13 protein-coding genes are annotated in these 12,441 nt (G+C 68.5%); 6 read left to right on the top strand and 7 right to left on the bottom strand.

Annotated features, from left to right (window positions below):
* Nucleotides 1-29: 29 nt before the first annotated feature.
* From lpdA to EAX62_RS04380, 3 genes are read right to left on the bottom strand one after another with little or no spacing between them, the layout of a single operon-like run.
* Nucleotides 30-1,397, bottom strand: coding sequence for a dihydrolipoyl dehydrogenase (gene lpdA, locus EAX62_RS04390; protein WP_121900399.1), 1,368 nt, complete (start codon nucleotides 1,395-1,397; stop codon nucleotides 30-32).
* A 13-nt stretch (nucleotides 1,398-1,410) separates the two neighbouring features.
* Complete coding sequence (locus EAX62_RS04385) at nucleotides 1,411-2,841, bottom strand: dihydrolipoamide acetyltransferase family protein (RefSeq protein ID WP_121900398.1); 1,431 nt, start codon at nucleotides 2,839-2,841, stop codon at nucleotides 1,411-1,413.
* Nucleotides 2,842-2,850: 9 nt separating this feature from the next.
* Nucleotides 2,851-3,603, bottom strand: coding sequence for a DeoR/GlpR family DNA-binding transcription regulator (locus tag EAX62_RS04380; protein WP_121900397.1), 753 nt, complete (start codon nucleotides 3,601-3,603; stop codon nucleotides 2,851-2,853).
* A gap of 171 nt (nucleotides 3,604-3,774) precedes the next feature.
* Between EAX62_RS04380 and EAX62_RS04375 the strand changes: the two genes are divergently transcribed.
* From EAX62_RS04375 to EAX62_RS04360, 4 genes are all read left to right on the top strand, one after another.
* On the top strand, nucleotides 3,775-4,383 hold the full coding sequence (locus tag EAX62_RS04375) for a hypothetical protein (RefSeq protein WP_121900396.1): 609 nt from the start codon (nucleotides 3,775-3,777) through the stop codon (nucleotides 4,381-4,383).
* A 9-nt stretch (nucleotides 4,384-4,392) separates the two neighbouring features.
* Nucleotides 4,393-4,947 (top strand): type II toxin-antitoxin system PemK/MazF family toxin, encoded by a 555-nt coding sequence (locus tag EAX62_RS04370; protein ID WP_121900395.1) that lies wholly within the window; start codon nucleotides 4,393-4,395, stop codon nucleotides 4,945-4,947.
* A gap of 59 nt (nucleotides 4,948-5,006) precedes the next feature.
* Nucleotides 5,007-5,726, top strand: coding sequence for a transaldolase family protein (locus EAX62_RS04365; RefSeq protein WP_158600519.1), 720 nt, complete (start codon nucleotides 5,007-5,009; stop codon nucleotides 5,724-5,726).
* 108 nt (nucleotides 5,727-5,834) lie between these two features.
* Nucleotides 5,835-7,067: a polysaccharide deacetylase family protein gene (locus tag EAX62_RS04360; RefSeq protein ID WP_121900393.1), complete on the top strand. Its 1,233-nt coding sequence runs from the start codon at nucleotides 5,835-5,837 to the stop codon at nucleotides 7,065-7,067.
* An 18-nt stretch (nucleotides 7,068-7,085) separates the two neighbouring features.
* Here the strand turns inward: EAX62_RS04360 and EAX62_RS04355 are convergent, their stop codons facing one another.
* Entirely contained in the window at nucleotides 7,086-7,562 is a 477-nt protein-coding gene (locus EAX62_RS04355) for a VOC family protein (protein WP_233557800.1), read from the bottom strand.
* Between the two features lie 220 nt (nucleotides 7,563-7,782).
* On the opposite strand from EAX62_RS04355, the gene EAX62_RS04350 reads away from it, so the two are divergent.
* Nucleotides 7,783-9,234: a DEAD/DEAH box helicase gene (locus EAX62_RS04350; protein WP_233557799.1), complete on the top strand. Its 1,452-nt coding sequence runs from the start codon at nucleotides 7,783-7,785 to the stop codon at nucleotides 9,232-9,234.
* A 178-nt stretch (nucleotides 9,235-9,412) separates the two neighbouring features.
* Nucleotides 9,413-10,783 (top strand): hypothetical protein, encoded by a 1,371-nt coding sequence (locus EAX62_RS04345; protein ID WP_121900390.1) that lies wholly within the window; start codon nucleotides 9,413-9,415, stop codon nucleotides 10,781-10,783.
* Here the strand turns inward: EAX62_RS04345 and EAX62_RS04340 are convergent.
* Genes EAX62_RS04340 through EAX62_RS04330 form a run of 3 tightly spaced genes read right to left on the bottom strand, consistent with a single transcriptional unit; the run spans nucleotide 10,682 to nucleotide 12,377 of the window.
* The gene (locus tag EAX62_RS04340) at nucleotides 10,682-11,245 is read right to left on the bottom strand and encodes a hypothetical protein (RefSeq protein ID WP_121900389.1); all 564 of its coding nucleotides are present in this window, start codon (nucleotides 11,243-11,245) and stop codon (nucleotides 10,682-10,684) included. The two genes, EAX62_RS04345 and EAX62_RS04340, sit on opposite strands and share 102 nt — an antisense overlap.
* Nucleotides 11,245-11,799 (bottom strand): hypothetical protein, encoded by a 555-nt coding sequence (locus EAX62_RS04335; RefSeq protein WP_121900388.1) that lies wholly within the window; start codon nucleotides 11,797-11,799, stop codon nucleotides 11,245-11,247. The genes EAX62_RS04340 and EAX62_RS04335 overlap by 1 nt, the downstream gene beginning before the upstream one ends.
* Entirely contained in the window at nucleotides 11,796-12,377 is a 582-nt protein-coding gene (locus EAX62_RS04330; protein WP_147454004.1) for a hypothetical protein, read from the bottom strand. Before EAX62_RS04330 ends, EAX62_RS04335 begins: the two co-directional genes overlap by 4 nt.
* Nucleotides 12,378-12,441 lie beyond the last annotated feature (64 nt).

Here is a 12,441-nt window from a genome sequence, read left to right as displayed (position 1 = left end):
GTTCTTTCTTCTCCAGTTCGCGGGCGTCCTCAGGCCTTGATGGCCCAGGCCGCCTCTCGGATGAGTTCGCTGACGGTGGGGTGGGGGATGACGACCTGGCGCAGGTCGTGCAGATCAAGTTCGGTCTCGAGCACCGCGCAGGCACCCCAGATCATTTCGGCGGCGTAGGAGCCGAGCACGTGGATGCCCAGCACCTGGAGGGTGTCGGCGTCGACGATGACCTTCGCGCCGCCGGGTGCACGGAATCCGTTCTCCGCCACGAAGCGGCCGGACATGTAGCCGGGGACGGTGGCGCTGAGTGTCGTGTGTCCTGCTTGCGTGGCCTGTTGCTCGGTCATGCCGACACCGGCTGCCTCCGGGTTGGAGTACACCGCCCACGGCACGGTGTTCCACCGCATGGTCTCGCCGCGGCGGTGGGCCTCGGGGTGGAGGATGTTGGCCGCTGCCACTTCTCCCATCCGGTAGGCAGTGTGGGCCAGCAGGCTGCGGCCGGTGACGTCACCAATGGCCCAGACATTCGGCAGGTTGGTGCGCAGCCGGTCGTCCACGACGATGCCGCGGTCGGAGAATTCCAGTCCGGTGTCCTCTGCACCCCAGCCCCGCACCACGGGGCGACGACCCACGGCCATGAGTACGACGTCGCCATCGATGGTCTCTGCGGCGCCCTCGGCCGTGGTGAAGGCGACGGTGCCACCGTCGAGGCCGGTGACCCGGCACCCCAGGCGGAAGTCGATGCCGGTGAGTGCCTCACGGAGCATGGGCGCGATGCCGGCGTCCATGAACGGGACGATCTCCGGCAGCATCTCGATGACGGTGACGTGTGTCCCCAGCATCGAGAACAGGCTGGCGAACTCCACCCCGATGACGCCCCCACCGATGACGGTGAGCCGCTCCGGGACGGCCTCCAGTGCCAGCAGCCCCGTCGAATCGACCAGGTGGGGGTTGCCCCCGGTGCCGGGGATGGGTGGCATGACCGGCTCGGACCCCGTCGCCAGGATCACGTGCCGGGAGGTGTGGGTCTCACCGTTGACGCTGACCCGGCCGGGCCCCATCAGCGTGCCGTGCCCGTTGATGACGGTGACGCCGGCCCGCTTCTGGGTGACGCCGACGCCGGCCACGAGCTTGCCGACCACCTCGGCCTTCCATGTCTGCATGCGCTCCCAGTCGAAGCTGACGCTTCCCCCGTCGACGCCGTACTGGGCGCCGTGTTGGGCGTGGTGGAACGTCTTGGCCGCGTTCAACAGTGTCTTGGTGGGGATGCAGCCCACGTTGAGGCAGGTGCCGCCCAGTGCCACGGCCTCCACGAGGAGGACCTTCTGCCCGGCATGACCGAGGCGTTCGGCGGCGATGTAGCCGCCGGGGCCGCCGCCCAGGATGATGACGTCGAACTCACTCATGTGCGCACCCCCCTCAGGCCAGCACTGCGATGTCGATGGCCTCGAGGAAGGCCACGAGGTCGGACAGGAAGCGTGCTGCGTCGGCGCCGTCGATGACCCGGTGGTCCGCGGTGAGCGACAGCCCGATGCGCTGCTCGGCCCCGGCGGTGCCGTCGGCGTGGATGACGGCGCGGGGGAAGATGGCGTCGACGCCCAGGATGGCGGTCTGGGGGACGTTGAGCAGCGGGGTGAAGCTCTCGATGCCGAGGCCGCCCAGGTTGGACACCGTGAAGGTGGCGCCCTGCAGCAGGTCGGGGGCGATGGTGCCGCCGATGGCGTCAGCGGCGAGTTGCTTGCTGGCTTGTGAGAACTCGGCGAGCCCCATGAGTGAGGCGTTGCGGACCGTCGGCACGAGCAGTCCGCGGGGGGTGTCGCAGGCGAATCCCATGTGGACCCGTTCGAACTCCGTGAGGACGCCGTCGACCAGGTGGGCGTTGTGCGAGGTGTGACGGGCGGCAGTGCGGGCGGCCGCGAAGCCGACGAGGTCACCGATGGTCACAGCATTCAGCCCGAAGGACGGATCGGAGGTCTTCAACCGTTTGCGGAGGTCGAGCAGGCCCTGCGCGCCGGCGGTGGTGGTGTAGGTGAGCTGGGCACTGGAGGCCAGCGAGTTCATCATGCGACTGGCGATCACCTTGCGGATGCCCCTTAGCGGCGTGGTGGTGCTGGGACCCATGTCGCCGTCGTCACTGACGGGGGGTGCGCTCACCGCGGTGCGGGTGGTCCGCACGTCGGCCGCTGTTGCACGACCGCCGATGCCGGTCCCCACCACGTCGCTGCGTCCCGAGCCGCCAGCCCTGGCCGCCGCACGGGTGGTGGGCCCTGCCGCGAGCACCGCCTGGACGTCACGCTCAATCACACGACCGCGGGGTCCGGTGCCGCTCCCGATGTCGCGCACGTCCACGGACGTGGACGCGGCAAGGGTGCGCGCTCGGGGGCTTGAGCCGTAGCCGGGGACCGTCGTGTCGGCGGGACCGCCCACGGCCGACTGGTCACCGGCCGGGTCGGCAACCTCCAGCGTCTCGACGGGTGCATCCTGCGAGTCTCCTGCGTGGTCGGTCTCCTCGTAGGAGGCCTCACCCGAGGGCCGCGCCGGGGTGTCCACCTCGGTGGTGGGACCGTGGCCCGCGGCACCGGCCACCTGCAGCGCTGGACCCGGGTCCTCGCCGGGTTCGCCGAGCACGAGGAGCGGGTCCTTGACGGGGACGTCGTCACCCTCCGCCCACAGAACCTTCAGGACGGTGCCGGCCGCGGGGGACGGCACCTCCATGGATGCCTTGTCCGTCTCCACCTCGCAGAGCACGGAGTTCTCGGCGACGACGTCGCCCTCACTCACGGCCCATGACACGATGAGACAGGACTCGACGCTGTTGCCGAGCTGCGGCATGACGACCACTGTTGCCATTGATTCCTCCTAGACGACGCGCAGTTGCGTGTGTTCGTTCAACGATTGGGCCGCTTCGTCGGAGATCAGGGAATCGGTGATGATCCCCGTGATACCGGCGAGTGGCAGGAAGGTGACGAATCCGGCCTGGCCGAACTTGCTGGAGTCAGCGACGAGCCAGGTCTCCTCGGCGCGGTCGCGCATCATGGTGGCCACCTGGCCACCCTCGACGAACCGTGTGGTGAGTCCCCTCTCGGGGGAGAACCCGTCGGTCCCGAGGAAGGCGATGCGGGTGTTGAAGTCCCCGATCGAGCGTTCCGCGATGGGCCCCACGAGCGATTCGGAGTCCCGTCGGAACACGCCCCCGGTGAGGATGATGTTGAGCGCGGGATTGAGACGGGCATTGCTGAAGACCAGCGTCGAGTTGGTCACGATCTGCACGCCCCGACGCCCTGCCAGAAACCGCACGATGAGGGCGGTGGTGGTGCCTGCCTCGATCATGACCGTGTCGTCATCCGTCACGAGACCGGCTGCCGCGGCGGCGATGCGCTCCTTGGCCTCGACGTTGATCTTCTGGCGCTGCAGGATGTGCTTGAGGGTGCTGGGACGCGCACCACCCCGGGTGCGAACGAGCATTCCCTGGTCCTCGAGTGATCTCAGGTCTGTGCGGATGGTGACCTCGGAAACGCCCAGATCGGTGGCCAGCGACGTGACCGTCAGGCCGCCCTCCTCTGCGAGACGGGAGAGAATTGCTTCTTCCCGCTCACCACGATCGATCGTCACGTATTCGGCACCTTTGCTTACGAACTGCTTTCGATACTCTGACGATACACCATCATTTGCCTTCGATCCATGGTGGAGACCACGCTGTTGCGTTGGCTGCGGGAGGCACGCCCACCGTGGAAAGGGGACCGACGCCACCCCGCACGGCTACGCTGGGCGGCCGGAGGTGACATGACCAATCCCGCTGACCCGCGCGACACCACGGCTTCCCGGCCCAAGCAGATCGAGACGCTGCCGCCCCTGCAGGTGCTCAGGGCGGACATCGTCCCGAGTCCACGCACCGGCGAGCCGCTACGGCCCGCCGCCGCACTGGTGGCCCTCGTGGTGTTCCAGGTGGCGGCCGCCGGGGTCGCCGTCGCCTACGGCCTGCACTGGTGGGCCGCCGTGCACCCCGAGACCTACCCCGCCTCCGCCAGGCTCATCGAGTGGGCGGCACCGCCCCCCGGGAAGTGGCTGGCCCTGACACTGGAAGGCGCCCTCGCGGTGATCGCCGCGATCGTCGCCGCCGCCTGCGGTGTCGCCGGATTCCAGGCGTGGAACGGCTGGCGCTGGTCACGGTGGGCGGCGCTGGTGGCAGTGGCCCTCACCGGCGCCCTGACCGCCGTGCTCAGCTGGTGGGGACTCCTGGCCGCAGTGCCGGCACTGGTGGGAACCGCGTGCCTGTTCCTCCCCCGCATGACGCGGTTCTTCCGCGAATTCGCCGCGTTCCGCAGCGCAGGACACGCCCCCTACCGCCGCCCCGAGCGCATCTTCTACGGGCGTCTGCCCCGCTTCCGCTGAGGACACACCATGGCATCCACCAGCAGCATCATCGACGCCGGGCTCCGACTCCTGCGCCAGGTCATCCGCTCCAGCAACGCACGCCCCCCACGCGCCCACTCGAGAACCGCCACGTTCCGGGAGCCGCAACGGCGCACCGGTCGTGGCGGTGGCGGGGGCGGCGCCTACCCCGGCGACTTCACCGGCAGCCCCACCATCTCCTACGCACCCTTCGACGACGACCTCGCCGACCCCGGGGAGATCGTGTGGACGTGGGTCCCCTACGAGGAGGACCACACGCAGGGCAAGGACCGCCCCGTCCTGGTGATCGGGCGCGACGGCCCGTGGTTGCTGGTCCTGCAGGTCACCTCCCAGGACCACGACCTCGACGCCGCCCAGGAGTCGCGTGCGGGCCGGTACTGGGAGGACATCGGCACCGGAGCGTGGGACCGGGAGGGCCGCCCCAGCGAGGTTCGGCTCAACCGCATCATCCGCATCGACCCGGGCAGCGTCCGTCGCATCGGTGCCGTGCTGGACGAGACCCGGTTCCGACGGGTCGCCCGCGGGGTGGCGCAGCACCGCTGACACGAACGGTGACTGCCGGGCCGCCGTAGCGGCGCGGCGACGGCGTGCTAGAAATGGCCATGACCTTGAATCGCAGCACCGGACCCGGCCGAACGTCACAGATCCCCGCATCCACACCGTCGGACGACATCCGCTTCTTCATCGATTCCGCGGACCGTGCCGCCTGCGAACCATGGTTGAACATCGGCATGTTCTCCGGCGTCACCACCAATCCACAGCTGATGCGTGAAGCGTCGCGACACATCTCGGACATCAAGGACATCTACAACTGGGCGCGGGACGCAGGTGCCCGCGAGGTCTGCTTCCAGGCGTGGGGACCCACTGTGGAGGATCAGTACCGATCGGCCATGGAGATCCGCGAGATCGCGCCGTCGGCCACCATCAAGGTTCCCTGCACCCGCGTGGGCGCCCAGACCATCTCGAGGCTGCGGGACCAGGACGTCCCGGTGCTCCTCACGGCCGTCTACTCCGCCAAGCAGGCGCTGATCGGATCGGCCCTGGGCGTGAAGTACATCGCGCCGTACTTCAACCGCATGTTCCGCGCCGGTCTGGACGGCACCGAGGAGATCACGCACATGATCCGCGCCATCCCCCAGGACGGCACCGGTCCCATGATCATGGCCGCGTCCATCAAGTCGGCGAAGCACCTGGTGACCCTCACCGACATCGGCGTGCGGGTCTTCACCGTCTCCCCTGAGGTTCTGGACGACCTCTTCACCGACGACCTCACGGACAAGGCCGTCGGCGACTTCGAGACCTTCATGATTGACGTGCGCTGATCATCCGCGTCGTCCATCGCGTACGGGTTGGCGCCCCCTGCAGCTCCCGTGTCGTCCGGATGGCCACTTCCCACCCATGGGGTGGTGCCACGGACTAATGTCTCGCCCATGGCGCTCCGCTCGACGGTCGAGCAGCAGCCACCCGGGGGCCACATCATGCGAAGAATCCGCGTCGTCCTGTCCACACTCTTTCTTGCCATCGCGCTCGTGACGAGCGGCCTGAGCGCACCTGTCGCCTCCGCCGAGGTCGACGTCTACACCACACCCGGCGAGCACACCGTCAACGGCCGACAGTGGCGGACGTGGTGCGAGCCGTACTCCCAGACCGTGCGGTGCCGCACGGAGATCTGGGCCACGACGGTCATCCGCTCGGGCGGAAGCTACTACAACCGCACGTGGTGGACGTTCAACAACCTCACGTACCTCAGCTCCCCGCCCAGCCTGTGGGTGGGAAATCCGTTGGCCTCGCCGGGCGAACACCGGCTCAGCGGACGCACGTGGGAGACCGAGTGCTACACGCCCCGCACGGGCAACGGCTGCAGGGCCTACCTGTGGACCGACGTCGTCGCGGCCCACAAGTCCGGCTCGGGATACCGCTACCAGAGCGAACGCACCCTGGTCTTCAACAACATCGTGCAGTTCGGGGCCCTGCGCACCGACCTTGCGGAGCTCGTGAAGTGGCGGCCGAAGAACACCACACCTCCAGGGCCGCCCTCGCCGTCGCAGCCCCCGGCACCTGCCAACTACAACATCAGCAAGGGGCCCAACAGCACGAACAGGGTCACGCTGACCTTCGACGACTGCCCCAAGTCCCTGAGCGCCTTCAAGACCACCGTGTTGGCCGCGGAGGAGGCGGGCATCGCCCTGGCCGTCCTACCGACGGGTGACTGCATCCGCGCCGGCAAGATCGACACGTCCTTCGCCCGGGAGCACGGCCACTACGTCTTCAACCACAGCATCAGCCACCCGGACCTCACCACCCTCAGCTACGCGGGCGTGGTGAAGCAGTTGGGTGCGCCGGGCGTTGTCACCACCTACGGCCGTCCTCCCTACGGTGCGTGGAACTCCACCGTCAAGAAGGCCTACGACGCCGTCGGCATGAAAATCTGGATCTGGAACGTCGACACCAACGACTGGAAGGGCAAGTCACAGTCGGAGGTCGTGAACTACGTCGTGGCCAACGCCAAGGCCGGCAACTCCGTGCTGATGCACATGCAGTGGAACGGGTTCAGCGGGTCTGCACTGCGCGCCATGAAATCCGGGCTGGCCGCCAAGGGGATCTCCGTGTGCCGCAACCAGGGCGCCACCACCCCCGTGAAGCCCGCAGCGATGAACTGCTGATTGGAACGCTCGTCGCGGTCAGGCGCGCTGCCTGGCCGCGATGACCTCCGCGTGGTGCGGGTTGTACATGATGCCCAGCACGTTGCCGAACGGGTCGGTCACCGATGCTGTGACAAAACCGGCCTCACGCTCCGTCCGGGCCTCGTACTGCGTGGCACCCATGTCCAGGAGCGTGCCGAGAACAGCATCGAGGTTGTCGACGTGCCAGAACACGACGGCGCCGCCGGGTGGGTTGGAGGCGCCGCCAGGGGCGTAGCGTCGATCGATGATGCCAAGCTCGTCCTCGTCGTCGCCCACGCGGAACTCCACGTAGGCGGGGGTGGCGGACTCGGGCGGGTACGCGTAGTACGCCTGCTTCCCCAGCAGCTGGGCGTACCAGTCGCGGGCGGCGGGCACGTCGTCGGCGTAGAAACTGATGGTGGCCATACCGCGGAACATGGTGTCCTCCCTCCGGGACGGCGGGAGGTCGCCGTGCACCACCAGTATTGGCCACACGGGGGATCATCTGCCCCACCAACGGTCGAACCCACCCCCGGGATGCGGGCCCACGGCGGCGACGATTCCTGCCGAAGCCACACGCGGTGGTAGAGTTCTCTTCGTCGGTCCGCCCAGTCTTACCTCGGGCCGCTTGGCGCAGCACTTGTTGCTTGGACGCCGTAGATGCTTCAACAGAGCTTTTGCACCGGTGAGACTCACTCCCGATTGGTTATCTTTCTTGTCTTCAGATTTCGCACGCCTCGGCGTGTCCGCTGACCTTGTCGCTGCCCTCAACGCACGCGGCATCACCATCCCGACGCCCATCCAGGCGGCGACACTCCCCGACTCCCTGGCCGGACGCGACGTCCTCGGCCGTGGCCGCACCGGCTCCGGCAAGTCGTTCGCGTTCCTGCTGCCGCTCGTGCAGCAGCTCCGCGCCTCCGGCCGCCGCCAGCCCAGGAAGCCCCGCGCTCTGGTCCTGGCCCCCACCCGTGAGCTGGCACTCCAGCTCCACGAGTCGCTGGTACCGCTGGAGAAGGTCGCCGGCCTCACCAGCACCGTCGTCTTCGGTGGCGTCAACCAGAACCCCCAGGCCCGTGCGATCGCCACCGGCGTCGACGTGGTCATCGCCTGCCCCGGCCGGCTGCTGGACCTCATGGGCCAGAACCTCGTGGACCTCTCCCAGGTGCGGATCACCGTCATCGACGAGGCCGACCACATGGCCGATATGGGGTTCCTGCCCAATGTGCGCCGCATCCTGCAGGCCACCGCACCCGATGGGCAGCGCATGCTGTTCTCCGCCACGCTGGATGCGGGCGTGAACACGCTCGTCAAGCAGTTCCTGCACTCCCCCGTGGTTCACGAGGCCGACTCCGAGCTGTCCCCGGTCGGCGAGATGGACCACCACGTGCTCCGCGTCGACACCGAGTCCCGCACCGCTGTGCTGGCCGACCTGGCCGCCGCGCCGGGCCACACCATCATCTTCACCCGCACCAAGCACGGCGCGAAGAAGCTGGCGAAGCAGCTCATCGGACTCGGCATCCCGACGGTGGACCTGCACGGCAACCTGAGCCAGAACGCCCGCACCCGCAACATGGACGCCTTCCACTCCGGCAAGGTCTCCACTCTCGTGGCCACCGACATCGCCGCCCGCGGCATCCACGTCGACGACGTCTCCCTCGTGGTGCACGCCGACCCGCCCACCGAGCACAAGGCGTACCTGCACCGCTCCGGCCGCACCGCCCGTGCGGGCAACGCCGGCACCGTCGTCACGCTGGAACTGCCGACGCAGCGCAACGAGGTTCGTACGCTGCTGCGCCAGGCCAAGATCAACGCCACCTCCACGGCAGCCACCACCGGTGCCGACATCCTGGCTTCGCTTGCTCCCGGCGAGCGCATCTTCCTCACCCCGGCCGAGGCCGCGGAGAAGTCCGGTGTGCAGCCGAAGCAGGAGCAGGGTCCCCGCCGCACCTCCTCCGGGGGCGGTGGCAACTCCGGTGGCCGCAACCGCTCGCGCGGTGGCTCCGGTGCACGCAATGGTTCCTCCTCCTCGACTGCTGGCGGGGGGCGCCCCAGCGGTTCCGGCGGTTCCGGCCGCACGGGCGGGTCGGGTCGCTCGAACGTCGGCGCCTCGAGCGCCGGGTCCACGTCGGCCGCGGATTTCTCCCGCAACTTCCGACGCTCCCGCTGACTCCCTGACGGGGCGGGTATCCGGTGCACACGCCCCGGGTACCCGCCCCGTTGTCGTTGCCCCTCGGGTGACGGTGAGCCCGTTGTGACTGTCATTTTCGCCCTCCAGATGGTCGTGGTGCGCCGCACGGACCTCGCTGAGGCGCACCCGGGATCCCCGGCCGCGTTACGATGCGCGCGTGCTGCTGATCCGGGAGTTTGACGTCCTCGTCCATGAGATGTGGCGGCTGTGGGCGCGTTTCCTTCCGCAGGTGGGAACATGGCTGGCGCTCGGATGGCTGCTGCAGACCGCCTCCAACATGGCCTCCGCGATGATGGGGGCCGCGTGGGGACCGCTTGCCATCATCGTCTTCGTCCTCGGCGTGACGGCCAGGGTGGTCTCCGTCATTCTCGCCATCCTCAGCCTGGAACCCGGGTTGCCGACCACACGGGGGTTGCGTGCGGGCTCCGAGGCCCCGAACCCCTCCCTCCCGACGACGGTGACGCGAACGGAGCGTCCGCTGGAGGTGGCCCTGCTGACGGTGGGACCCGTCCTCGGCGTCTACGCCGTGTGGGGCGTCGTCGACGAGATGATCAGGGAGGGATTCCTGTGGAACACAGTGTTTCGCCGGTTCGGGAACGATGAATGGTCGATCGGCGTATCGGCGGAGTGGCTGCCCACCTATCTCGCCGTCGGTGTGGCCGCACTGCTCCTGCGCACGCTCTGGGGCCGGTTGGTCCGGGATCGAACATCCGCCTGGTGGCGGGTGCCGCTGCTGTTCCTGGAGGGCCTGTGGGTGTTCGCCACCTTCTTCATCGTCCTCATCGCGCTCCGCGAGGTGAGGATCTGGCTGCTGGGCGTCAACATCTGGCGCCAGGGCCAGCACGCCCGGCACCGGTTCCTCGAATGGCTGCCCGAGATGTCCCTGCCCTTCAACCTCACGCTCCCCGAAGCCGTGGCCCGGTTCAGCCACTGGTTGGTGGAGGTGTTCGTGCCGGGAGTGTGGCTGGGCATCGCGCTGCCGCTCGTATGGCTGGCGCTGGTGGCCATCGTCTTCGGGTGGCGCGAGTTCCGTGTTCGTGACCTGGTTCCTGAGCGGCTGAGGTCGCGCAGGAGGCGTCCCCTGCCCGGGGCGGCACCGCAGCCCACCTCGTTCAGCCGGGCCGTGCAGTTCCTCACCGAGGATGTGCGGATGAAGTACCTGCCGCTGGGCCACGCCTTCCGCCTCATCTGGCGCTCCGGGCCGTTCCTCCTCGGCGCCTTCCTCATGCTCGCCGCGCTGTTGGCGGCAGGACGCTCCGCGTCGGCGGCACTGCTGTCCGTCACGTTCGCCGCCGGGACCCAGTCGGACATGTTCCTGGCGTTCAACGCCATCGATTTCGTCGTCGAGACGGTCTTCACGTCCCTGGCGCTGTGTCTGTACGCGGCGACGTTCGACCGCGGCCTGGCCGACACCATCGGGGCCAGCTCAGCCGAGTTCGAAGCTCCAGAGGACGTCATCCTCGACGAAGAGGGGCACGATGTCGAGCGTGAACGAGTCGAGGTCCTCAGGCACCACGATGAACACTGACTGGGACTCGAACCGGTCGCCCTCCCCAATGGGCCCCCCTGCCTTGTTGGTGGCCGCAAGCGCATTGCAGTCCGACGCAGCCGGCCCGTCGATGCCGTAGTCCTTGTTGCCGATCTGCTCACCGTCACGGTTGCGGAGTTGGACCAGGCAGCCGAGGACCCCCTCCGCAGGGACAAGCGACTCCACGGTCAGGCGCACCCGCAGGAACTGGAACCCCTCGGGGGCCATCACGTCATCCGTCGGGTCATACGAACTGGGAAAGGCCGTCGCCATCTCCACGTCGTCGAGCCGGACGCGGAAGCCCTGGTCAGAGAGCTCGGCCCAGCTTCCCACCACGCCACTTCCCAGCTGCGTGGGTTCCGTGGTGCGGACGATCCACGCACCGGCACCCACCGAGAACACCAGGCACGCCACCACGACGCATGCGAACCCCAGCCAGGGACCCCACCTGCCGCGCGACATCACGCTGCGGGCTCCACGATCGTCTCGTCGATGGTCAGGCTTCCCGACTCCACGTCCACCTCGACGGGAAACCAGGCCACCGGCTGGATGGCCTGCACGCCGTCGTCACCGGCGCCGCGGATCACGAGGTGTGCGCCCGCAAGCCTGTCCGCGGGCACCTCGAAGATGAGCGTCTGTGTGACGCGCTGCCCCACGTACACGACGGCGGGGGACGGAAGGCCTGCCACGTCAAGGGCTTCGTAGCTCCGGCCGTCAGCGCTCTGGATGTCGCTCACCACCCGCAGCGTCCCCCCGTGGGGCGTGATGCGCACCCGCGCCGTCACGAAGGTGGCGTCGGTGCCGAGGCCATCGGGGAAGGACCCGTCGCCCTGCAGTCGGGTGGCCGCACGGACCTCCAGCAACTGGATGGCGCCCACCTCCAGATCCACGACGGACTGCTCATCGGGGGAGACGTGGGACTGGGTGGGCAGGTAGGGCGGGATCGCGGAGCGCACAACCCCCACCACGACAAGGCTCACCACCACGGCGACGACACCAGCCACACGCCGGTTCATGGTTGGTCCACCACGGCCGTGGCCGTCACCCCGACCCACCCGACGGGCTCGCCGGCTTCCGGCGTGGGGACGTGGATGAGCGCGTCCGTCATCGTCTGGTCGCAGACCACCACCCGGACGTCCATGGTCTCCGCCACGGCGGGGGCGGGCACGTCGTTGCGCTCGTAGTCGAACTCGCACACCGCCCGTGTGGGAACCTCAGGCCCGAAGGAGGACCGGTCCACGGGGAAGCAGGAACTCCGCCACATCGCGGTGTCATCCGGAAGAATCACCACCAGCATGTTGGTGGTGAGGTCCCGTGCACTGTCAAGCTGCTTGTTCGTGGCGACGATGTGGACCCGCACGGTGCCGTCCTCGTGCGACATCTCCGCACCCTCCACCGAGACGTCCCACAGGCGCGTCGAGATCGTGGCATCCGTGTCGTACTCGCTGCCGACGAAGGCTGCGGCGTTCCTGCCGAAACCACCGGTGAGAGCGATGGCGGCCAGCGCGCACACCAGCAGCGTGATGGTCACGACCCAGGGCATGGTGGCGCGCCCCCGTTGCCGTGGCGTTGTTGCAGCCGGTTCGCTGGACACGGACAAACCCTAGGCCATGCCCGGGCCTCCCCGTTCACGCCGTGCCTGCGCCGCAGACCCCTGC

The organism is Tessaracoccus antarcticus, from assembly GCF_003688855.1.
GTDB lineage: Bacteria > Actinomycetota > Actinomycetes > Propionibacteriales > Propionibacteriaceae > Arachnia > Arachnia antarctica.
Note: the sequence above shows the minus strand (reverse complement) of the source record. Positions and strands in the feature narration are given on the sequence as shown.

Excerpts from the sequence above, each read along its gene's own strand:
- EAX62_RS04360 (WP_121900393.1), top strand. The coding sequence starts at position 5,835 with ATGGCGCTCCGCTCGACGGTCGAGCAGCAGCCACCCGGGGGCCACATC.
- EAX62_RS04365 (WP_158600519.1), top strand. The coding sequence starts at position 5,007 with ATGACCTTGAATCGCAGCACCGGACCCGGCCGAACGTCACAGATCCCC.
- EAX62_RS04375 (WP_121900396.1), top strand. The coding sequence starts at position 3,775 with ATGACCAATCCCGCTGACCCGCGCGACACCACGGCTTCCCGGCCCAAG.
- EAX62_RS04335 (WP_121900388.1), bottom strand. The coding sequence starts at position 11,799 with ATGAACCGGCGTGTGGCTGGTGTCGTCGCCGTGGTGGTGAGCCTTGTC.
- EAX62_RS04340 (WP_121900389.1), bottom strand. The coding sequence starts at position 11,245 with ATGTCGCGCGGCAGGTGGGGTCCCTGGCTGGGGTTCGCATGCGTCGTG.
- lpdA (WP_121900399.1), bottom strand. The coding sequence starts at position 1,397 with ATGAGTGAGTTCGACGTCATCATCCTGGGCGGCGGCCCCGGCGGCTAC.
- EAX62_RS04385 (WP_121900398.1), bottom strand. The coding sequence starts at position 2,841 with ATGGCAACAGTGGTCGTCATGCCGCAGCTCGGCAACAGCGTCGAGTCC.
- EAX62_RS04370 (WP_121900395.1), top strand. The coding sequence starts at position 4,393 with ATGGCATCCACCAGCAGCATCATCGACGCCGGGCTCCGACTCCTGCGC.